Source organism: Streptococcus sp. A23 (assembly GCF_043674155.1).
GTDB lineage: Bacteria > Bacillota > Bacilli > Lactobacillales > Streptococcaceae > Streptococcus > Streptococcus suis_V.
Genome location: NZ_JBIMJP010000004.1, coordinates 126,485 through 146,409, shown reverse-complemented (window position 1 = coordinate 146,409; position 19,925 = coordinate 126,485). Strand labels below are relative to the sequence as shown.

General features: G+C 44.5%; 23 protein-coding genes. 6 read left to right on the top strand and 17 right to left on the bottom strand.

Annotated features, from left to right (window positions below; all coding sequences use genetic code 11):
- Positions 1-257 (top strand): hypothetical protein (locus ACHBIE_RS03875; RefSeq protein ID WP_394732751.1); only part of this gene is annotated, 257 nt, incomplete at its 5' end.
- Positions 258-765: 508 nt separating this feature from the next.
- Here ACHBIE_RS03875 and ACHBIE_RS03870 read toward each other — a convergent pair.
- From ACHBIE_RS03870 to ACHBIE_RS03860, 3 genes are read right to left on the bottom strand one after another with little or no spacing between them, the layout of a single operon-like run.
- Positions 766-1,233, bottom strand: a complete 468-nt coding sequence (locus tag ACHBIE_RS03870) for a cytidine/deoxycytidylate deaminase family protein (protein ID WP_105111269.1) — start codon at positions 1,231-1,233, stop codon at positions 766-768.
- Positions 1,234-1,245: 12 nt separating this feature from the next.
- Positions 1,246-1,986 carry a CBS domain-containing protein gene (locus tag ACHBIE_RS03865; protein WP_105123479.1) on the bottom strand — a complete coding sequence of 247 codons (741 nt, stop codon included), beginning with the start codon at positions 1,984-1,986 and terminating at the stop codon, positions 1,246-1,248.
- A 1-nt stretch (position 1,987) separates the two neighbouring features.
- On the bottom strand, positions 1,988-3,022 hold the full coding sequence (locus tag ACHBIE_RS03860; protein ID WP_105123478.1) for a M42 family metallopeptidase: 1,035 nt from the start codon (positions 3,020-3,022) through the stop codon (positions 1,988-1,990).
- A 64-nt stretch (positions 3,023-3,086) separates the two neighbouring features.
- Here ACHBIE_RS03860 and birA point away from each other — a divergent pair, with 64 nt between their 5' ends.
- On the top strand, positions 3,087-4,031 hold the full coding sequence (gene birA, locus ACHBIE_RS03855; protein ID WP_394732750.1) for a bifunctional biotin--[acetyl-CoA-carboxylase] ligase/biotin operon repressor BirA: 945 nt from the start codon (positions 3,087-3,089) through the stop codon (positions 4,029-4,031).
- On the opposite strand, the gene ACHBIE_RS03850 is transcribed toward birA, so the two are convergent.
- The gene (locus ACHBIE_RS03850; protein ID WP_394732749.1) at positions 4,003-4,197 is read right to left on the bottom strand and encodes a DUF3272 family protein; all 195 of its coding nucleotides are present in this window, start codon (positions 4,195-4,197) and stop codon (positions 4,003-4,005) included. The genes birA and ACHBIE_RS03850 overlap by 29 nt on opposite strands.
- A gap of 195 nt (positions 4,198-4,392) precedes the next feature.
- On the opposite strand from ACHBIE_RS03850, the gene ACHBIE_RS03845 reads away from it, so the two are divergent.
- Entirely contained in the window at positions 4,393-4,545 is a 153-nt protein-coding gene (locus ACHBIE_RS03845; RefSeq protein WP_394732748.1) for a hypothetical protein, read from the top strand.
- Positions 4,546-4,619: 74 nt separating this feature from the next.
- The gene (locus tag ACHBIE_RS03840; RefSeq protein WP_394732756.1) at positions 4,620-4,901 is read left to right on the top strand and encodes a DUF4300 family protein; all 282 of its coding nucleotides are present in this window, start codon (positions 4,620-4,622) and stop codon (positions 4,899-4,901) included.
- Between the two features lie 74 nt (positions 4,902-4,975).
- Here the strand turns inward: ACHBIE_RS03840 and dnaX are convergent, their stop codons facing one another.
- From dnaX to udk, 5 genes are all read right to left on the bottom strand, one after another.
- A complete protein-coding gene (dnaX, locus tag ACHBIE_RS03835; protein WP_394732747.1) occupies positions 4,976-6,643 on the bottom strand; it encodes a DNA polymerase III subunit gamma/tau in 1,668 nt (555 codons plus the stop codon).
- Positions 6,643-7,140, bottom strand: coding sequence for a GAF domain-containing protein (locus ACHBIE_RS03830; RefSeq protein WP_318831016.1), 498 nt, complete (start codon positions 7,138-7,140; stop codon positions 6,643-6,645). The genes dnaX and ACHBIE_RS03830 overlap by 1 nt, the downstream gene beginning before the upstream one ends.
- A gap of 65 nt (positions 7,141-7,205) precedes the next feature.
- A complete protein-coding gene (locus tag ACHBIE_RS03825) occupies positions 7,206-7,475 on the bottom strand; it encodes a DUF1294 domain-containing protein (RefSeq protein ID WP_105111262.1) in 270 nt (89 codons plus the stop codon).
- 186 nt (positions 7,476-7,661) lie between these two features.
- Complete coding sequence (locus ACHBIE_RS03820) at positions 7,662-8,201, bottom strand: PadR family transcriptional regulator (protein WP_105111261.1); 540 nt, start codon at positions 8,199-8,201, stop codon at positions 7,662-7,664.
- Between the two features lies 1 nt (position 8,202).
- Positions 8,203-8,832 carry a uridine kinase gene (gene udk / locus ACHBIE_RS03815; protein ID WP_105123473.1) on the bottom strand — a complete coding sequence of 210 codons (630 nt, stop codon included), beginning with the start codon at positions 8,830-8,832 and terminating at the stop codon, positions 8,203-8,205.
- An 82-nt stretch (positions 8,833-8,914) separates the two neighbouring features.
- Here udk and ACHBIE_RS03810 point away from each other — a divergent pair, with 82 nt between their 5' ends.
- Both ACHBIE_RS03810 and ACHBIE_RS03805 read left to right on the top strand, forming a co-directional pair.
- The gene (locus ACHBIE_RS03810; RefSeq protein WP_394732746.1) at positions 8,915-9,895 is read left to right on the top strand and encodes a Gfo/Idh/MocA family protein; all 981 of its coding nucleotides are present in this window, start codon (positions 8,915-8,917) and stop codon (positions 9,893-9,895) included.
- A complete protein-coding gene (locus tag ACHBIE_RS03805; protein ID WP_105123471.1) occupies positions 9,892-10,974 on the top strand; it encodes a DEAD/DEAH box helicase in 1,083 nt (360 codons plus the stop codon). Before ACHBIE_RS03810 ends, ACHBIE_RS03805 begins: the two co-directional genes overlap by 4 nt.
- Positions 10,975-11,168: 194 nt before the next feature.
- Here ACHBIE_RS03805 and ACHBIE_RS03800 read toward each other — a convergent pair whose 3' ends face one another.
- The 8 genes from ACHBIE_RS03800 to ACHBIE_RS03765 form a co-directional block, all read right to left on the bottom strand.
- Positions 11,169-12,545: a PTS sugar transporter subunit IIC gene (locus ACHBIE_RS03800; RefSeq protein WP_105111257.1), complete on the bottom strand. Its 1,377-nt coding sequence runs from the start codon at positions 12,543-12,545 to the stop codon at positions 11,169-11,171.
- 159 nt (positions 12,546-12,704) lie between these two features.
- Complete coding sequence (locus ACHBIE_RS03795) at positions 12,705-13,142, bottom strand: DUF3284 domain-containing protein (RefSeq protein WP_394719137.1); 438 nt, start codon at positions 13,140-13,142, stop codon at positions 12,705-12,707.
- Between the two features lie 44 nt (positions 13,143-13,186).
- The gene (locus ACHBIE_RS03790; protein WP_394732745.1) at positions 13,187-13,504 is read right to left on the bottom strand and encodes a PTS lactose/cellobiose transporter subunit IIA; all 318 of its coding nucleotides are present in this window, start codon (positions 13,502-13,504) and stop codon (positions 13,187-13,189) included.
- A 1-nt stretch (position 13,505) separates the two neighbouring features.
- Entirely contained in the window at positions 13,506-13,817 is a 312-nt protein-coding gene (locus ACHBIE_RS03785) for a PTS sugar transporter subunit IIB (RefSeq protein ID WP_105111254.1), read from the bottom strand.
- A gap of 12 nt (positions 13,818-13,829) precedes the next feature.
- Positions 13,830-15,824: a BglG family transcription antiterminator gene (locus ACHBIE_RS03780; protein WP_394719134.1), complete on the bottom strand. Its 1,995-nt coding sequence runs from the start codon at positions 15,822-15,824 to the stop codon at positions 13,830-13,832.
- A 125-nt stretch (positions 15,825-15,949) separates the two neighbouring features.
- Positions 15,950-17,041, bottom strand: a complete 1,092-nt coding sequence (locus ACHBIE_RS03775; RefSeq protein ID WP_394732744.1) for a DUF871 domain-containing protein — start codon at positions 17,039-17,041, stop codon at positions 15,950-15,952.
- A gap of 10 nt (positions 17,042-17,051) precedes the next feature.
- Entirely contained in the window at positions 17,052-18,452 is a 1,401-nt protein-coding gene (locus tag ACHBIE_RS03770) for a glycoside hydrolase family 1 protein (RefSeq protein ID WP_394719130.1), read from the bottom strand.
- Positions 18,452-19,810 (bottom strand): 6-phospho-beta-glucosidase, encoded by a 1,359-nt coding sequence (locus ACHBIE_RS03765; protein ID WP_394732743.1) that lies wholly within the window; start codon positions 19,808-19,810, stop codon positions 18,452-18,454. The genes ACHBIE_RS03770 and ACHBIE_RS03765 overlap by 1 nt, the downstream gene beginning before the upstream one ends.
- Positions 19,811-19,925 lie beyond the last annotated feature (115 nt).

Sequence of the window (19,925 nt, the reverse complement as noted above, 5' to 3'; positions counted from 1 at the left end):
GCCGCTTAGGAAGACCGCAGGATAGTGGCTTCCGTAGAAAATACGGAGCTTGCGACAGAAATTTTCTTAGCGGGTTACGACACGAATCCGAGAAAATCGATATTATTTTCTTGGAGAAGTTAGTAAGCCGCTTAGGAAGACCGCAGGATAGTGGCTTCCGTAGAAAATACGGAGCTTGCGACAGAAATTTTCTTAGCGGGTTAAAAAGTTACAAAGAACCAGTCGTAAACGACTGGTTCTTTGCGAGATTTCTTTGAAATCGAGCAAGTAAGATGATTTACATTGCTACAAATCATTAACCAGTGTTCAGACTGCCTTTTCGGGACTTAATAACCCCTCTAGTATAGCACATTTCTCAACAAAACGTGACCTTTTTAACAAATAAATCGTAAAAAAAGAGTTGCATCCTTACAACTCTCAGAACGTAGACAGACTATACTCTAAGTAAATAAACTGATTAGCTCTGCTAAGAAAAAATTAAATTTGATTTATTTTGCGAGCTGAGCGAGTCTAAACCGAGACTTTCCGCTGTGCTCAGACAGTCTGGGAGACTGTCTAAGGTGGGAAATCAAGAAAGTGAAACTTTCTCACTGCTCGGAGCGTTTGAGACCTTAGTCTCAATGACTAGGTATGGAATTCCGTAGGTAGCTCAAACAGTCTGGGAGACTGTTTGAGGAGTAAACCCAGAAACAAGAAAGTTTACTACCGTCCGACATCACCTCAGGAAAGTCCGAAAGGAGACTTTGTCTACAAACTCTTCCTCTTCTATATAAATTCTGCATCTTGAATGGCCTGTTTGACGTCTTCTAATGGCAGATGAACCAGTTCACAACCCTTCTCCTTGTAGAGATAGTGGGCATAGTCGTCCATACGGTACTCATTGATATAAACCACTCGTTTGCAGCCCACTTGCAGGAGCTGTTTGGAGCAATTCAGGCAGGGGAAATGTGTCACATAGGCAGTAAATCCTTTGGGGATACCTCGCTCTGCTCCTTGCAAAATCGCATTGACTTCTGCGTGGAGGGTTCGGGCACAGTGACCGTCAATCATCAGGCATTCTTGATCCAAACAATGCTCTGTACCAGAAACCGAACCATTATAGCCTGTCGCAATTACTTTATTGTCCTTGACCAAGACCGCACCGACCTTGGCACGCTTGCAGGTAGCACGATTGGCAATCAAAAGCGCCTGCGCCGCAAAATATTCATCCCAAGCTAGACGATTTGTTGACATAACTTATCCTTTCTATTCATCCAATAGCCGGTAAATTTCCGCCAAATCCTGCGCCGTGATAATGCCAATCAGATCTTCTGGAGACTGAATATTGCCATGACCTTGGCGACTGACCAAGATGGTCGTCCGCTTGCGGCTTTCAAATTGGCTCATCACTTCATAAAGGCTGGTTTTGGCAGAGACTTGCACCACGCGAATACTGTCATCTTCACAGGCTAGGACATCCGCTAGGCTGGCACGCTCCAATTTTTCTCGGATAGAGCCCGTCTCCTTGCTAGCCTTGGCAAGCCAGTTAGTCAATCCCTTGTCCGAAACCAAGCCTTGATAGGTATTTTGAGCGAAGATAGGAAATTTTGAAAAATGCTCCCTGTCCACTACTTCCAAGGCCTTAATCAGCTTGTCAGAGCCTTCAAAGGTAACGGGCTTGACTTTCTCAATCTGGCGCAAAAAGTTACCAATCGTCATGGGTTCTTGATACTGGGCGATGACCTTTTCCAAAACCGCAATCAACTCCTGCGAAGGCTGGGCCACCTCCTGCAAATTTGTGCGATTTTCATGGACCAAGAGATTACGGAGCTGACGAGCTACATAGAGCTTGTCCCAGTTGGCCTCGACTGGGTTGTGAGGGCTGAGTTCCTTGGCCTTGGCAAGCATGGATGCTACATCGGCGTATTCACCATCTGGAACCTTGCAGACCTTGCGCAAGATTTTATCCAAGTCATTAAAAAGCTGTAAAAAACGTGTTTCACTCATGTTAATCTACCATGTGCGATTTGAGATAGGCATCGACCATATGCTCAGTCGCCTGCACAGAGTCCAAATGGGTACGCTCGTAGGAATGGCTAGACTCAATTCCTGCACCCAGCAGGGCGTGTTTGACATCTGCACCTGCTCGCATAGCCGCAGAAGCATCTGAACCATAGTAAGGATAAATGTCTAATTTGTAAGGAATGTTTTCCTTCTCAGCCAAGGAAACGAGGTGCTGACGCAGTTCATAATGATAAGGACCGGAGCCATCTTTGACACAGATAGAAACCGTGTATTCATCCGTCTGCTGGTCGTCTCCCATCGCCCCCATATCAACCGCTAGGTATTCTACAACCTTATCTGGCAGGCTAGAATTGGCACCGTAGCCAATTTCTTCATTATTTGAAAAATAAAAATGGGTGGTATAAGGCAGGGTGATACCCTCTTCCTTGTAGGTCTTGAGCAGGTTGATGAGAATGGCTGCCGAAACCTTGTCATCCAAATGACGGCTCTTGATAAAGCCAGTCGCTGTAACCACCGTACGCGGATCGAAGGAAATGAAATCTCCGACTTCAATACCCAAAGCGCGCGTCTCATCCGCAGAGCTTACTTTTTCGTCCAGTCGGATTTCCATATTGGTCTGATTGCGCTCAGCGGTATTGGCATCGCGGTAGACATGGACAGAAGTCTGGTGCATGAGAATGGTCCCCGTAAAGACCTTGCCGTTTTTCGCACAGTGAATCAGGCAGTTTTCACCTTCAATAGAAGGGTAGCCAAATCCTCCCACCAAATCCATTTTAATCCGACCGTCTGGTTTAATGGCCCGAACCATTGCTCCGAGTGTGTCCAGATGAGCAGTGACAATGCGGTGTTGTTGGTCACTTTCCCCCAGCACCGAAACCAGAATACCGCCTTTAGCAGTCTTGGTCGCCTGATAGCCGAAGGACTCGACCTCGCTCTTGATATAGTTCATAATGTCCGTCGTAAAGCCCGTTGGCGACGGTGTATTGGTTAATTTTACAATATAATCTACTGTTTGCATGGAAACCTCCTGTTTGTAAGACTATTATACCACTTTTAGCCATTTATTTTGCTATAATGAAATCATGAAAACCTATCAAAAAATTTATCTTCTTTTGGTCGAGCGACAGGATTATATCAGCGGTGAAGAAATTGCTCAAGAATTGGGGGTCTCTCGGACTTCGGTTTGGAAAGCTATTCGCCAGCTGGAAATGCATGGATTGACCATCGAGGCTGCCCGCAATCGAGGTTACAAGCTGGTGGAAGGCGATTTGCTCTTGCCGGATGTGATTGCTAAGACCTTGCAGATTCCTGTCTACATCAAGGCCGATAGCGACTCTACCCAATTGGACGCCAAACAAGGTATCGAAAACGGTCACCCCAGCCCTGCCCTCTATCTGGCTCCCCATCAAAACAAGGCCAAGGGTCGGTTCGGGCGCCCATTTTACGCCTCAAAATCCGGTGGCATCTATATGTCTCTCAGACTATCGCCCAATGTTCCCTTCTTGGAATTCAAGCCCTACACCATCTTGGTGGCAGCCGCGGTTGTGAAAGCTATCCAAGAATTGAGCGACTTGGACGTGCAAATCAAGTGGGTCAATGATATTTATCTGGGCAAGAAAAAAGTCGCTGGCATCCTGACCGAAGCCATTTCTTCCATGGAAAGTCAGACCATTACAGACGTCATCATCGGCGTTGGCATCAACGTGCATATTGATGATTTTCCAAAAGAGTTGAAAGAAACAGCAGGAAATCTCTTTGAGGACCAACCACCCTTTACCCGCAATCAACTCATCACAGCCATCTGGCAGGCCTTCTTCCACACAGATGAGCGGGAATTGATTGCCCTCTATAAAGAAAAGTCACTTGTCGTTGGCCAACAAGTGAGCTTTGTCGAAAATAATGTGACTTTCAAGGGCACAGCCATCGCCGTTACCGATACTGGAAACCTGGTCATTCAACTAGACAATGGCAAGGCCAAAATGATTTCTAGCGGAGAAATCAGCCTTTCTTCTTGGACGGACCATTAAAGAGGCGTATGCATTGCGTAACCTTATAGGCAAAATGAAGGTTGCGGATGACGATAAAGGCATAGATGCCCGCAATCAAAAAATCCCCAGCCAAAATCGAGGCATTCATAAAATAAGTCGCTAAAATCGTAGTCAATGCTAAAAATAGAAAATGTGATAGTCTCATACAATAGATTATAGCAAAAAATTCAGCCAATGGCTGATTTTTGTGTCACAAACATCTTTCATGTCAAAAATCTCCAATTTGCACAGCCCGACATTGAATTTTTAATATCTGTCTTGCTAAAAACAGCCAAATGAACCATGCTAGAAGAAGAAGTTTTCAGGGAGGAAAGCAATGTGAAAAAAAATTCTTGCACTTATGCTTACAAGTTTTCTAATCTTGGCTGGATGCCAAACCACTCTATCGTCTGAGCCACAAGTATCCAATCTGGTGGACAAATCCAGTCTAACCGAGGTCAAAAAACGGCTTGAAGCAACCTTGCCAGAAGAGGATGTCAACCAATTTTTATAGCGCTATTCTAACCCAGGCAACAAAAGATGTCACGGTTCATTCATGCCCAAAAAATGTAAGAACAGCTATCCACCATTTCATTTTTAGATAAGACCAAAATGGTATCCTTCGTTATGCACGATGATTTGGATGGCAATAACCTCTTCATCGGTCACGTGGGTGTCATGGTTGAAGATGAAGAAGGCGCCCTTTTCGTCGAAAAACTTTCCTTCCAAGAACCCTACCAAGCCTGGAAATTCAAGAACAAGGAGGCTGTCTACTCTTACTTACTAGACAAGTATGCCGTGGACTACAGCCAAGAAACTGCTCAGCCCTTTATCATGGAAAACGATAAACTTGTAAAAACCAAATCGTAAGAAGAAACAAAAATCAATCACGGCAACAAAATGAAAGACTGCCTTGATTGATTTTTTTATATAGCAGAGAAGTTCTAATCCTCCACAATTTCCACTGTGTCTGCCAAAAATCCAAATTCCTCTGGCACTGGGCTTTCTTCTTTCTCAACAGTTTGCGCCTTGGCTCCTTTGGCTTTGGCTGAAAATTCCGCCCGAATGGACAACCAATCTTCGTGGGCGATGGCCAAGATTTGCGGTGAAAATCCGGCAGCCTTGCTGAGAATATTGCCAAACATGGTATTGAGATTGTCCCGTTTCATGGTTTGTTCAGCATTAAGCGGGGACTCAAAGGCTAAAATTGCGTGATTTTCATTGGCCGCAACCGGCTGTGAACCGACTAGCAAGGCACGGTCTGCACCGGACAAGCTCTCGATAATCTCTCCCCAAGTATTTTGTAGGCGGGTCAAATTTTCACGCGCCTGAGCTGGATTTTCCATGGCCTCTTGCAAAATAGCATGAACCTTACTGGTGTCTAATTTGTATTTCTTAGGTGCCTGTGGCTTGCGGGAAACCGGCTTGACTTGGACAGGCTGGCTAGATAAATTAGCCAATTGTTGCTGCAAGTCTGCCACCTGCTGCTGGAGCTTGGTCAATTGCTGGACCAAATCGTCTGGTAGCTCTGCCATTGCTCCAAAAGACGAACCGTCCTCAGCCAATCGAATGGTCATCATCTCTGCGTAAATCTTGGGTTGGGGACTGGTCTTAATATCGCTCAATCCCTTGGTCACTTGCTCAATCATGGCAAAAATCCGCGCTTGAGGCAGGGCCAAATTTTCCGTAAAACCTACGGTTAAGTGCGTATCCTCACCACCGGTCTGAACCACGAGCATGTCCCGCAGATAATGGAGCAAGTCCGTCGCAAACCGGCTCATACTCTTGCCTTGGTCGAACAAGGTCTGTAAGTGACTGAGGGCCCCTAGGCTATCTGCTTGACGAAGGCTGGTCACATAATCATCCAGCGCCTTCAAACTGATAGAGCCTGTGATTTCCTCAGCGATAGCCAGGGTGATTTCTTGATTGGGACTGAGACTGAGAGCCTGATCGAGGATTGACAGGGCATCCCGCATCCCACCTTCTGCCCGACGGGCAATGACAGTCAGAGCTTGGCTGTCAAAGGCAAGACCTTCCTTGGTCAAAATTGCCGCCAGATGCCCCTGAATGTCGGTCACCTTGATAGACTTAAATTCAAACCGTTGAACCCGAGACAAAATGGTCGCTGGAATTTTGTGCAACTCCGTCGTTGCAAGGATAAAGACCACATTTTCAGTCGGTTCTTCCAAGGTTTTCAAGAGGGCATTAAAGGCCCCAGTCGACAGCATGTGCACCTCGTCGATGATATAGACCTTATAGGTCGCAAGGCTAGGTGCGTAGGTCGATTTGTCCCGAATATCACGAATTTCATCGACACCATTATTGGATGCCGCGTCAATCTCAATCACATCCTCCAGACTTCCTTCGGTAATAGCCCGACAGATATAGCAGTCATTGCAAGGCTCGCCATTGACTTGGTTGGGACAGTTCATGGCCTTGGCAAAAATTTTAGCAGCAGAGGTTTTTCCTGTTCCCCGAGGGCCTGAGAAAAGGTAGGCATGGCTGATTTTTTCCTGTTCGATGGCCTGCTTAAGCGTGGTCGCCACAACTTCCTGCCCAACCATTTCCTCAAAGGTCTGGCTCCGGTATTTCCGATATAAGGCTTGATACATTAGCGCTTTTCTCCAAACATAGCAAAATTCCAATTTGTCTTGTCCACTAGGAGGGCGACAAATTTCTCAAGGTATTCTTGGTCAATGGCATCATAATCCGCAACAAGTCTGGAATCCAAGTCCAAAACGCCCAAGAGCTGACTGTTTTTCACCATAGGCACCACGATTTCGGACATGGCTGCCGCATCGCAGGAGATGTAGTTAGTGTGGGTCCGGACATCGTCTACGATAATGGTCTGACGTTTCTCTGCCGATTCCCCACAGACACCCTTTCCAAGGGCAATGTGAACGCAGGATACGCCACCCTGAAATGGCCCCAAAATCAATTCCTGCCCGTCATACAAGTAAAAACCTGTAAAGACAGATTGAGGCAAAGCTTGATTGAGCAGAGCCGAGGCATTGGACAAATTAGCTAGCGCATTGGTTTCTCCGTCGAGGAGGGCTTCCAATTGAGCCAGCAAGAGTTGATACTGTGCGATTTTTTCTTGATTTTTCATAGAATTATTATAGCACAGAATGAAGAACATTTATAGTTCCAAGTAAAAAAGAAAAAGGCTTGCGCCTACTTCATCACCCACAAGAGGATAGCCAGGTCAATCAGGACCCCAACTGTCCAAGCCAATTTAAAATACCATTTTTGGGTCTTGTGACGGAAACGATTGCCACCTGCCCAGGCACCCAGACCACCGCCCAGGTAAGACATCAAAAGCAGAGTCTTTTCAGAAATCCGATAGGCACCCTTTCTGGCCTTGCCCTTGTCCATACCGTAAGTCAGAAAGACAACCAGGTTCCACACTAACAACAGCATGGCCACAACTTGTTTACTGTCCATTTTTCTCTCTTTCTACTTTCGCTCAATAAAATTCAATCTGGCCGACGGTCAATCCTGCCCAAGCTCTTATTCATCGAGTTGGATTGACATCGAAGATGATTTTCACAGAGCATTACTACTTCAACTTTACCATACTATACTGATAGAGACAAGAAAAAAAACGATTCAGAAAATCTGAACCGTCTTTTAGATATCGTCTAAAGTATCCTGCAACCAATTCAGTTGGGCACGATTTCGAGCAATTGCTCGATTTAGAATCAAGTATCTTCCGAAATTCTCGCGAATCGCTTCCTTATCAGAAAACAGGTGATTTTTCCGATCTTCTAGATGGCGCAAATGCTTGTCAACCAGCTCAATCTGGCCTTCCAATAAAACTGGAATCCGTTTATCATTGCGGTTGCGAATGAAGAACAATTTCAAGGAGAAAATATCTTTCTGCTGTGGTGTGTCTTCATTTGGGACAGACAACCACTCATCTAAGATTTTCATTCCCTCTTCGGTCATCGCATACTGCTTTTCCTTATCGTTACCAGGTACTGGATGACAGGTAATCCATTGGTCGCTGGTCATCCGCTTCAACTCTGGATAGACTTGACTATGGGCTACTTGCCAAAATTCTCCCAAATCACGCTGGACGAACTCTGTTATTTGTTTTCCTGTTACCATACTATCACTGGAAGCCATAATCCCCAAAATGATATTGGGCAACACTCTCTGCTTCGGCATCTTAACCACGCTCTCTCAAAATACTCTCCACCTTGGTATTTATCAAGTCAATAGCCACGACATTGGAAACCCCTTCAGGGATGACAATGTCCGCATAACGTTTGGTTGGCTCGATAAATTGGTGATACATAGGTTTCACTACCGAGGTGTATTGATCAATAATACTATCCAAACTCCGCCCGCGTTCTAACATGTCTCTCTTGATCCGACGAATAATGCGAATGTCATCGTCTGTATCCACAAAAATTTTAATATCCATCAAATCGCGAAGACGCTGATCCTCAAGCACCAAGATTCCTTCTACAATAAAGACATCTTGAGGGTCTTGACGATAGGTTTTGTCAGAACGAGTGTGTTGGGTATAGTCATAAATCGGAATGTCCACTGCTCGACCTGCTAACAATTCTCCTATATGATAAATCATGAGATCTGTGTCAAAAGCCAGTGGATGGTCGTAATTGGTTAAGATACGTTCTTCAAATGTCAGGTGAGATTGATTCTTATAGTAAGAATCATGTTCAATCATTGAAATTCGTGCATCAGGAAAATTATCCAAGATCGCGCGAGACACACTGGTCTTGCCGCCGCCCGATCCACCTGTTACGCCAATAATAATCGGTTTCTGTGTCATATCAACTCCTTCTCTTATCAATACTATTTTAACACGAAACGTGCTATAATGAAAAGAATAACACATAAAGAAATGAGATTTTATGCTTAAATTTGGAATTATTGGAACTTCATCCATTTCTCATGAATTTATTAAAGCGGCCCAAAAAAGTCAAGCCTATCAACTAAGCGCCGTCCTGTCTAGAAATATTGAGACCGCCAGAAATTTTTCTGCTCCTTATGAAAATGTAATTTTATACACAGGTATGCAAGAGTTTCTGGCATCGGACTTGGACCTGGTTTATATCGCCAGTCCCAATTCCCTTCATTTTGAACAGGCCAAGGCCGTGCTGGAGACTGGTAAACATGCCATTGTCGAAAAAACCATGGTATCACGGCCTGATGAATTGGCTAGGCTGAGACAAATAGCCAAGGAAAAAGGTATCTTTCTCTTTGAAGCGGCCCGTAATTACCAGGAAGAGGCATTTGCCATTATTCGTGACTTCCTGGCTGATCAGACTATTTTGGGTGGCTACTTTGGCTATGCCAAGTATTCATCAAAAATGCCTGAGTTGCTGGCGGGCCAGACACCCAATATCTTCTCGACAGATTTTTCAGGTGGGGCCCTCATGGATTTGGGTGTCTATACTCTCTATGCGGCTATCGGCTTGATTGGCACTCCCAAGTCTGCTCGCTACACAGCCCAGCAATTGCCGTCCAGCTTGGATTTGAACGGTAGTGGACAACTCATTTATGATGACTTCTTCGTGACCATTCAGGCTGGAAAAAATGTGACCAGTGACCTGCCAAGCGAAATCTATACAGCGGATGGCACCTTGGTCCTGGATGGTTGCCAACGGATCAGCTCTGCTATTTTCAAAAAACACGACGGTAGCCAAATTGCCCTGCCTGTCCAAGTAGCTCCGCACCCCATGCTGGAGGAGGCGGTCAACTTTGCTCGGGTCATCCGGGAGCAAAACCATGAACTGGCGGACCAGTGGCTGGATGTGGCCCAGGCCGTCCACCAAACCCTTTACACCATGCGCAAGGACGCAGGAATCACCTTTAAGGCGGATACGATATGAAAACCAACTTCCCAACTAGCTGGCTGGACCAGCTGACACAGGCCGGATTTGAAGACTTCACTCCGGTTCAAACTCAGGCTTTCGAGCCTATCAAAAATGGACAGTCCCTGCTGGCTGTCAGCCCAACAGGCACCGGCAAGACCCTGGCCTATCTCTGGCCTAGTTTGCTGGCCTTGACGCCCAAAAAAGCCCAACAATTGCTGATTTTAGCACCAAATACAGAACTAGCTGGACAAATTTTTGATGTCTGCAAGACCTGGTCGGAGACGATCGGCCTCACTGCCCAGCTCTTTTTGTCTGGCTCCAGTCAAAAGCGCCAGATTGAGCGACTGAAAAAAGGACCTGAAATCCTTATCGGAACGCCCGGTCGGATTTTTGAGCTCATCAAGCTGAAAAAAATCAAGATAATGAATGTTAACACCATTATCCTGGATGAATTTGACCAGCTTTTTAGCGATTCCCAGTACCATTTCGTGGAAAAAATTATCAACTACGTCCCTCGGGACCACCAGTTGGTCTATATGAGTGCGACAGCCAAGTTTAACCGGGAAAAGATTGGTCCTGATGTGCTGACCTTGGACCTTTCCGAGAAGAAATTGGACAATATCCAGCATTGCTACATGATGGTGGACAAGCGAAATCGTCTGGAAGTCCTTCGCAAGTTTGCCAATATCCCTGATTTCCGAGCCCTTGCCTTCTTCAACAGCCTATCGGACCTGGGTGCTAGCGAGGATAAGTTGCTCTACAACGGTGCCAATGCTGTTTCGCTGGCATCTGATGTCAATGTCAAGTTCCGCAAGGTTATCATCAAGCGGTTCAAAAACCATGAAATCAACCTCTTGCTGGCTACAGATATGGTAGCGCGTGGGATTGACATCGATAATCTGGAATGCGTCCTCAACTTCGAGGTTCCCTTTGACCAGGAGGCCTATACCCACCGAGCAGGTCGTACCGGTCGTATGGGCAAGGAGGGCTTGGTTATCACCCTGGTATCCAGCCCAAGCGAGCTCAAACAGTTGAAAAAATACGCCCAAGTGCAAGAAGTCATCCTAAAACAACAGGAATTGTATAAGGTCTAAGAACTAAGCTATAATAAACAGTTACTCCCTAGCCAGATTGAAGCTAGGGAGTTTTGGTTATTTCCACAGAATGCTGATTAATATCAGGCTTAATCCTGCAACGATGTTCAGATAGGGATTGCCATACAGTGGACTCACTGCAATGAGAAAGAAACCAACCGAGAGCAAAAATGGATGTTTATTTTTCTTAAACATTATTCTGTTCCAGCCTTCACCTTGTTTGCTGAAATAACAAACGGTGTCCAGATCAGGAAGGCAATGAAGAGGTTGAAGAGTGATACAAGGGCTGCCATCACATTACCACCAGTTGCCAAGTAAGCATACAAGCCTGGAGGTGTAATCCATGGAACCGCTAAGAAGACAGGCGGAATCAAGCCCATAGAGGTCGCTAGATAGGCAATTGTTGCACAAACAGGCGGTACAATCAACCATGGAATAACAAAGAGTGGGTTCAGTACCATTGGAATACCAAATGTGATTGGTTCGTTGATATTAAAGATTCCCATTGGTGTTGAAAGACGAGCTACTGTTTTATATTCTTCTCGTTTAGAGAAAATGAAGATGGCGAGGATGAGCGCCAATGTAACCCCTGAACCACCCATTTGAGCGTAGGCATCAAAGGAACCACGAGTCCATAACCATGGTAAGTCTGCCGCGCTTCTTGTCGCTTCATAAACGGCAGTATTCTCATTGAGGGCAACCCCGTAGATACCATCCATAACTGGTGCCAAAACGTTGTGACCATGTAAGCCAAAGAACCAGAAAAGCTGAACCAAGAAGGTAAGCAAAATAACTGAGCCAATACCTTGAGATAGACCCATCAATGGCATCTGGATATAGGTTGAAATCACATCACTCAAGGCTTGACCAGTCGCAGCGTAGACTGCATAAGCCAAGATTGAAGATGCGTAAATAGCTGCTGTACCAGGGATGATGGCTACAAAGGCTTTGTTTACCGCAGGCGGTACTGTATCTGGTAACTTGATAGTAATATTCCGTTTTACCAGACTGGCATAGACAAATGTTGATAGGAAGCCAATGAAGAGGGCGGTGAAAAGACCGGTAGCTCCCGCATATTTCAAAGCAATGGCTCCCCATTCACTTGTTTCAAGTACAGATGCACCATCATTTGTTGCTATTGTCAGCCCCAAGTCTTTCAAAGCTGTTATAACTGAATTATCTAGTCCATCGAGAGCTGTGGAGATTGTCAAGCTCTGTGGCATAGTAGAAATAAAGGAAGCAAAGGAAATCAAACCACCTGCCAAAGGGTTGACCTTGTGCATATTAGACAAATTGTAGCCTAAGGCAAATGAGAAAACGAGGGCCATTATACCAATGGTACCAAAATAGACATAACCATTGACATTTATCAGTGGTTGCATAGCCTCTGCAAAGCCAGTCCACCCCATATTATTTGGGATGTCCCTCAGAAAAACATTGAGCAAGACTGCTACTGAACCGGCCATGGTAACTGGCATCATAGAAATAAAGGAATCTCGAATCGCAACTAAATGCCTTTGCGAGCCGATTTTCCCAGATATTTCCATAAACTTATCAGAAATATTTGACATAATCTGTCTCCTTTTTATTTTTTTCTTCCGCTTTAAACGGTTTTGTGACAAATTTGTTAACAAAGAAAATCAAATCATGATTCATTCCTAAAAATAGTCTTTTGCAGAAAACCTACCTCTATGAAACTAGTGGGCAAATGATTTGATTTCTGAAAAATATTATCCGGCTTCTTGTGTGGCATAACGAACCAAGGCATCTAATTGTGCCTCTGTCTGCCGTTCTAGACTTTTTGCCATCAATTTTTCCATCAGGAAATAATTAGCCTTGGTAAAAAAATCCGCAGCTTCCACTCCATAAGAATACTGAATACTGGTATGTCCCTTATCTACAGGAGTCAATTGATAGGTCATCGTTTCCTTGCCTCGATTAGATGAGAATCGAACAGAATAGAGGGATGGACTGGCCAACTCCAGCAGGGTGACTTGGACACTATGCTGATGTTTCTCGCCAAATCGTTTTTGGTAGGTTAAGCCAGCTACCAAGTCAACTTCCGCCGGCTCCTCACAAGTATTTTGTCGATAATCTTCTTTTAAGGACGTCACTATCGCCTCGAAAAGTCGATCAATAGAAACCGGATAAGTTTTTGTGATTTCCATTCCTCCTCCTTTCTATATACCCGCAGATGGCTCTGTAGCATTGTTTAGCTGTCCAATCGTTCGTACAAACTAACAATCTCTTTGGCCATATCAATGAAGGTAATGGCATTCATCAGATGGTCTTGACCATGCACCATGAGCAAGGATACCTCAACAGATTGTCCACCTGCTTCCTGAGCCAACAGACTTGTTTGTGACTTGTGGGCAATATTCAAGGAATCATTGGCCTGTTCAAGCTTTGCATGCGCATCTGTAAATTCGCCTTTTTTAGCAGCCTGAATGGCTTGGACAGCCAAGCCTTTGGCATCACCACCATACATGATTAAACCCATAATGGATTCTAAATTGCCTGAAGAATTCATATTATTCTCCCATTAACTTTAGCGCGGCATCTAAAACATTAGCACCATTCATAACACCATAGTCCATCATATTGATGGAATCCACCTTGATACCTGGCTCAAATTTTCCTTTGTATTCATTCAAGAGGAATTTGACCTGTGGTCCTAATAAGAGAACATCAATTTCCTTTTGAGCCACTTCGGAATCAGCTTCAGAAACAGGAACCGCCCAAATAGTAGCTTCAAGACCTTTTTCCTCTGCTGCTTTTTGCATCTTAGTTACCAACATACTTGTTGACATACCTGCATTACATACTAACATAATGTTTTTCATTATCTTTTCCTCCTATTTCTGTTTTTGTATTAAGGGAATAAAAATAGTTACTAATTCATCATAGGTTGGATTGTTCAACAACCGTTTTTGTAGGTCTTTGTCTTTGACAAACTCGACCAGACAGGGGGATATATATTTTATGTGAGAATTTCGCCCCGTTGAAGGGGATAGTAAGAATACAAAATGAACGATTCCCTCCTCACCCCAACGGATACCTTCTTTAGAAATACCTACTACAATCTGTTCTGAATAGCTCATTGCTACCGCAGGATGAGGGAAGGCCAACGTTTCTTCAAATACTACAGAGCTATAGGTCTCCCGCAGATGAACCTGGTCTAAAAATATTTCTACAAAACCTGGCTGACTAGCTTCATTCAGCTTCATTGTCAACTCTTCCAACAGGGTCATTCGTTCCCTATTTTCATCGACTACCACAATCCGACTCGGTCCAAAGACCGCCTCAGCAATCTGACGCGCTTGAGCATGGTCCATATTTTCCCCATGTTCCTCACCCATCGAAAAGGTCAAACCTTGTTGCAAATGTTGCTTTATCTTTGCGACATCCTCTCCGGATAGAAAAACGGAAACCGTGATAACCGGTGTCATAAAGATAAGATTGGATAGACTGACAGATGAGATAATCAACTCAATATCAGACAATCGCTCCTCGGTCACCTCGTAATAGCTGACCACATCTACAATTTCTATACTTGAAGAAAATTCTTTCTCCAGCCGATTTTTCAACATCAAGGCACTACCGACACCTGTTGAGCAAACGACCAATACCTTTGTCTTTCGCTGTGGATTGTACCGTTCAACTGCCGCCATCAAGTGCAGGGAAAGATAAGCCCATTCATCATCTGAAACTTTATAACCTTGAAAGAGGGGCATTTGTCCAAAGACCTCCTTTGTGAGGTCAAAGACTTCCGCATAATCCCTACGAATCTCCTCCGTCAATGGATTATCCAAGACAATCCCATTTTCCAGTCGGATTTTTAGGGGTAACATGTGGGCTAGAATTCCTTTAAACAACTGCTGATCGGCAGAAAGTTCTAAACCGATCTTACGAGACAAATGGAGCAAACTATCTTGAATTTGCTGTCTCAAGGCCACTTCTGCCTGGTCTATTTTGGCCAGATTTTCCGTCAGCTTAACCTTCAAATGAAGGGCAATATAATTTGCTTCTTCCTCAGGAATCAATAGGTCAAAGGCTCCTTCAATTTTCCTGAGAATTTTTTGGGCAACCTGATATTCCTTAGAGCGACTAATTTGTTCTGAAATGGGAAAGCGTTCAATTGCAGAGCCAGCCCGCATCCGCTGCAACATCAGGGCGATATGAAGGACCAAATTTTGCAATACAAAATCTGATAGACGAAGACTTGCATCCCGACATTCATCAATCACAATCCTCATAATTTCTGTGAAATTGATGGATGGAAGGAGGTTATTCTCAACGAGTCCATATAAGGTTTTCCCTAGCTGTTCGCTGAAAAAATAATCCATGATAAAATGCCGAATCGCCGTCTCTTTACCAGTGATTTCTAAACCTGCTTTTGTCATATTTAATTCGATATCGTAGGATGACAATAGGTTTCGGATATCAACAATCACCGAGTGCAGGGTTGTTTTACTGATAAATAAGTCCCTTTCCAATTCCGCCAATGTTGGCGACTGTCCTTCAAACAAGAGCTTATTGAGCACAAATCTCTGCCTGTCCACAGCTTCTTCCACCGAATGAAGATTGGTCAGCTGCCTTTTGGAAGAAAGGGAGGATTGCCAAAAGGTTTCAAATGCACGAGAATCATCCACTTGCAGATGATAACCGAGACCAGGCTTTGATAGCAATTGACTCCCGCTATTTTGTAGCGAAGCCGTTAACTGCTTCAGATAGGTTCTAGCCGTACGGTCGCTAATATGCAGCTGCTGAGCAATTTCCAAACTAGAAACGTAATCATCTGGATGGTCGATTAGAAATTCTAATAATCGAATCTCCTTTTTTGATAGCATCTCGTCCTCCTTTCCAAACTTAAAATCTGTATTCAAAAGCCCTGTAGCTCTATAGATTTATAATAACATACACACAAGAAATTGACTATTCTTCTTTTTTCCTTAGCATTGATGAAAGATTGCGACTAAACTACTTTTAAGCGAAAGGCCTGCCATGGCTTCAAAAAGGAAACCAACGGCCAATCCTCAGGATGTATGGTTCCAACGATATTTGCCTTAGTGGATAGCTCCAGTTCCTTAATGACAATGTGGAGTTCTCCTTTGTAGCGACCGTAGAGGTCATTATCAATGATGACAGTTCCGGCTTCTACCTTGCGATATCCATCTGTCTGAGCAGGAATAGAGTTATCTTTATATACAATTCGTGGCATGGTTGAACGAATAACATAAGCAGAGATATCCCCACGATAATTGTGACTAAAATCAATAATCTCTCTCTCAATATCGGTCACGTGTTCTGCCAATTGCACTCTGAAAGTCAGAACATCTTCATCGAGCACCTCTTGAATAGACTCTAATTCTTCTTCTATCACGAACTGATTGGAAATCAATACCCAATCAATCAAACCAGTCGCTTTTATCCACGCAATTTGACGAGCTAATTCTTGATGACGGTGTTCTTCTAGAGTTGGTAACCCTTCAGACAAGGGCCATGGGCCCTCTGTTGCAGTCTGCGAGGAGACAAAGGCTGCCGATGTAATCCCCTCTTGTCTATAAAACTCTGACATTTCGAGAAAGTAATCTTCCGAAAGTGCCGTATATTCATGGGGATAAAAATTATGACAGGCAATTATATTCTCTCTATTAGCTCCTGCTTGCAAGAGATTTGTCAATAATCTCTTATCTGTACTCATGTTCAACTCAATTTTCAGCTGATAAGGATTTTGTGTCAGAGAAACAATTTCTTCCAAGGGCAGAGCTTCATCCAAGCGAATCCCTGCAACTCCGAATGCATGCGCTTTTTCAATAAGGGAATCTTTCCAACCACAGGATTCAATGAAGCCTGGACTGATATCTGCAATCACTAGCATCCCCTTTTGGTTGGCATAGGAAATAACTGAACGATACAGGTCAAACACCTCGGAATTATCTGGCCTAATCTGGAGCAAGCTGATAAAAATCCTCCTTGCACCATATCGTTCCATCAAATCGATGTAGCTCTGACATTTCTCCAAGCCATGTCGCTCCGGATAGATTGAAAATCCAAAGTTTGTCATATTCCCCCTCCTACCTACTAAAGCCGTTGGCTTGACTGACTTCCTTAAACCAATAACCTGATTTTTTGATGATTCTCTTTTGAGTGCTCAAATCCAGCTCAACCAAGCCATATCTATTTTTATAAGCATTTAACCAAGACCAGCAGTCAATAAAGGTCCAAAGCATGTAACCCTTACAATTGGCGCCTTCTTGAATGGCTCGATGTAGCTCAATCAAATGGTCTTGAATAAATTCAATCCGATAATCATCCTGAATATAGCCATCCTCTTTGAAGGCCTCTTCTCCTTCCACGCCCATGCCGTTTTCCGTGACCAGCCAAACGATATTGCCATAGTCCTTTTTCAAATTCATGGCAATGTCATAAAGGCCGCGTTCATAGATTTCCCAGCCACGGTGAGGGTTGATTTTCTTGCCAGGCATATCATAAGAGGCAAAGAAATGTTCCGTCGTCAACAAGTCACCCTCCTCAAAGATTACTTTCGGAGCCTGTACTCGGAGAGGCTGATAGTAGTTGACTCCAAGGAAATCAACCGTATTTTCCCTGATGATAGCAAGTTCCTCTTCTGTAACATCTGGTCTGAGCCCGTATTCATCGATAATGGCTACCAATTCTTCTGGGTAGGCCCCCAATACAGACGGATCCAAAAAGCTCTTGGTCTGGAAAAGTTCGGCAATGCGGGCAGCTTTCTGGTCTTCAGGACTGTCACTCCTTGGGTAGGCAGGAGTCAGATTGAGCACAATAGAAATCTGATGGTCTGGATGCAATTCATGACAGGCCTTGACTGCCAAGGAGCTGGCTAATTGAGTATGGTAAGCCACCGCTACTGCAGCCTTAGCATCAACTTTACAGGGATAATGGTAGGAGCCCAAATAGCCACACTCTACCGGCACAATCGGCTCATTGAAGGTCACCCAGTGGTCAACCAAATCCCCAAATAATTCAAAACATTTCCGAGCGTAGGCTTCATAGGCCCAAACCGTTTCCTTGGATTCCCATCCTCCTTTTTCCTGCAAAGCATAAGGTAGGTCAAAATGATAGAGATTGACCAGCAACTTGACACCCAAGGCATTGACCTGCTGAAAAACATCCCGGTAAAATTCCACAGCCCTTGGATTGACCTGACCGACACCGTCCGGGATTAAACGTGACCACTGGATAGATGGCCGAAAAATCGTATGCCCCGTTTCTTTCAAAAGCTCAATATCGGTCTGATAGTTTTTATAAAAAGTGGAGGTCACATCCGGACCAATCTGCCCATGGAAACGCTCCGGCTCAATCCCAAACCAGTAATCCCAGTTGTTCAAGCCCTTTCCGTCACCTGGCTCTATCCCCTCACTCTGTGGACCAGAGGTGGATGAACCCCAGAGAAATCCTTCTGGAAATTGATAAAATGTCCTTTGTTCTGTCATTATACTTTCCTTTCTGCTTGGATGGCTTCAATGCTGGATGCAAATTGCGGTAAATAATCCGTATGTGCAAGCAATAGGTCTTTTAATAGTTCTTCTGCTTTAGGCCCGTTGGCAATCAAGGGATTGAGATAGAAGGCTTGCAAGAGCAAGTCATAATCACCTGTCACCGCAGCTTCTACCGTTGCTAATTCCATCTCCTTCATCAGCTTCAAATAAGCAGTCACCAGAGGTGGACTTGGCGGACAGCCGAGCGGAATAGCCCCATGAGCTGTAATAATAGCAGTCACCTCCACAACACAATTTTCTGGTAGATAGGGAATCACACCCCGATTGACCGTCGAAACGGTTAACTCCTGGTGGCTGTCATTGTAAATGGCCACAATCAACTGGCAGGCAATATCGCTGTAATAAGCTCCGCCCCGTTTCTCCAACTGCTTGGGCTTTTCTTGTAAATGAGGGTCGGCGTAGAGCTGGAACAGTTCCTTTTCTACCTCTTGGACCACTGCGGCACGCACCCGCCCAGTCTGGTATTGCTGGAGGGCATCATCCAACATCTCCTTTTCCAAAAAATAATAGCGGTGATAGTCACACGGCAGCAGGCCAATTGTCCGAAGTAAGTCAATTGAAAATTCCAGATTACTGATATTTTTCACCGCATCTGCTGGACGGCTTGCCTGATTTCCATAGAGTTTCTCCATCACTTCCATGGTCCGATTTTTTCCAAAACGGTCCCAAACCTGATGAAAATGAAAATGATTCAAACCGATATGGCGGGTCATAACCTCAGATTCCTGAAGACCAAGCACCTCTGCGGCAGCTTTCTTTTGCCCAATCGGAATATTGCATAGACCTATCACCTTTTCCCACCCCAGGTAATTGACAATAGCCTCCGTCACCATGCCAGCAGGATTCGTAAAGTTAATCAGCCAGGCATCTGGACAGAGCTCTTTCATATCAGCAATGATGCTCTTATAGGCTTGAATGGTCCGCAGAGCCTTAAAAATACCTCCAGCTCCATTAGTCTCTTGACCTAAAAATCCATGACTGAGAGGAATGGTTTCATCCAAGTATCGCGCCTGCAATTGACCGACCCGAAATTGAGAGGTCACAAAATCTGCATTTTTCAGAGCGCTTCTCCTATCCAAGGTCGCATGAATTTCCCAGTCAAGACCAGCTTTTTTGACCATGCGTTTGGCAAGTTCTACCACGATTTCCAATTTTTCTCGGCCATCTTCGATGTCCACAAACCACCATTCTTTGATAGGTACTTCGGTATGTCTTAGAATCATTCCTTCTACCAGTTCCGGTGTATAGCTTGAGCCACCACCTATTGTTACGAGTTTGACCATAGGCATCATCCTCCATTTTACTCTTACTAAAAGTATACTCTTAACATACTGGATTTGTAAACGGTTTCCAAGACCAAACTTTTCCTTTTCCCTACGGAAAATCCTTGGGTTCTGGGCAAAGAAA

Excerpts from the sequence above, each read along its gene's own strand:
- ACHBIE_RS03870 (WP_105111269.1), bottom strand. The coding sequence starts at position 1,233 with ATGTCAACAAATCGTCTAGCTTGGGATGAATATTTTGCGGCGCAGGCG.
- ACHBIE_RS03865 (WP_105123479.1), bottom strand. The coding sequence starts at position 1,986 with ATGAGTGAAACACGTTTTTTACAGCTTTTTAATGACTTGGATAAAATC.
- ACHBIE_RS03860 (WP_105123478.1), bottom strand. The coding sequence starts at position 3,022 with ATGCAAACAGTAGATTATATTGTAAAATTAACCAATACACCGTCGCCA.
- birA (WP_394732750.1), top strand. The coding sequence starts at position 3,087 with ATGAAAACCTATCAAAAAATTTATCTTCTTTTGGTCGAGCGACAGGAT.
- ACHBIE_RS03850 (WP_394732749.1), bottom strand. The coding sequence starts at position 4,197 with ATGAGACTATCACATTTTCTATTTTTAGCATTGACTACGATTTTAGCG.
- ACHBIE_RS03845 (WP_394732748.1), top strand. The coding sequence starts at position 4,393 with ATGCTTACAAGTTTTCTAATCTTGGCTGGATGCCAAACCACTCTATCG.
- dnaX (WP_394732747.1), bottom strand. The coding sequence starts at position 6,643 with ATGTATCAAGCCTTATATCGGAAATACCGGAGCCAGACCTTTGAGGAA.
- ACHBIE_RS03830 (WP_318831016.1), bottom strand. The coding sequence starts at position 7,140 with ATGAAAAATCAAGAAAAAATCGCACAGTATCAACTCTTGCTGGCTCAA.
- ACHBIE_RS03825 (WP_105111262.1), bottom strand. The coding sequence starts at position 7,475 with ATGGACAGTAAACAAGTTGTGGCCATGCTGTTGTTAGTGTGGAACCTG.
- ACHBIE_RS03820 (WP_105111261.1), bottom strand. The coding sequence starts at position 8,201 with ATGCCGAAGCAGAGAGTGTTGCCCAATATCATTTTGGGGATTATGGCT.
- udk (WP_105123473.1), bottom strand. The coding sequence starts at position 8,832 with ATGACACAGAAACCGATTATTATTGGCGTAACAGGTGGATCGGGCGGC.
- ACHBIE_RS03810 (WP_394732746.1), top strand. The coding sequence starts at position 8,915 with ATGCTTAAATTTGGAATTATTGGAACTTCATCCATTTCTCATGAATTT.
- ACHBIE_RS03805 (WP_105123471.1), top strand. The coding sequence starts at position 9,892 with ATGAAAACCAACTTCCCAACTAGCTGGCTGGACCAGCTGACACAGGCC.
- ACHBIE_RS03800 (WP_105111257.1), bottom strand. The coding sequence starts at position 12,545 with ATGTCAAATATTTCTGATAAGTTTATGGAAATATCTGGGAAAATCGGC.
- ACHBIE_RS03795 (WP_394719137.1), bottom strand. The coding sequence starts at position 13,142 with ATGGAAATCACAAAAACTTATCCGGTTTCTATTGATCGACTTTTCGAG.
- ACHBIE_RS03790 (WP_394732745.1), bottom strand. The coding sequence starts at position 13,504 with ATGAATTCTTCAGGCAATTTAGAATCCATTATGGGTTTAATCATGTAT.
- ACHBIE_RS03785 (WP_105111254.1), bottom strand. The coding sequence starts at position 13,817 with ATGAAAAACATTATGTTAGTATGTAATGCAGGTATGTCAACAAGTATG.
- ACHBIE_RS03780 (WP_394719134.1), bottom strand. The coding sequence starts at position 15,824 with ATGCTATCAAAAAAGGAGATTCGATTATTAGAATTTCTAATCGACCAT.
- ACHBIE_RS03775 (WP_394732744.1), bottom strand. The coding sequence starts at position 17,041 with ATGACAAACTTTGGATTTTCAATCTATCCGGAGCGACATGGCTTGGAG.
- ACHBIE_RS03770 (WP_394719130.1), bottom strand. The coding sequence starts at position 18,452 with ATGACAGAACAAAGGACATTTTATCAATTTCCAGAAGGATTTCTCTGG.
- ACHBIE_RS03765 (WP_394732743.1), bottom strand. The coding sequence starts at position 19,810 with ATGATGCCTATGGTCAAACTCGTAACAATAGGTGGTGGCTCAAGCTAT.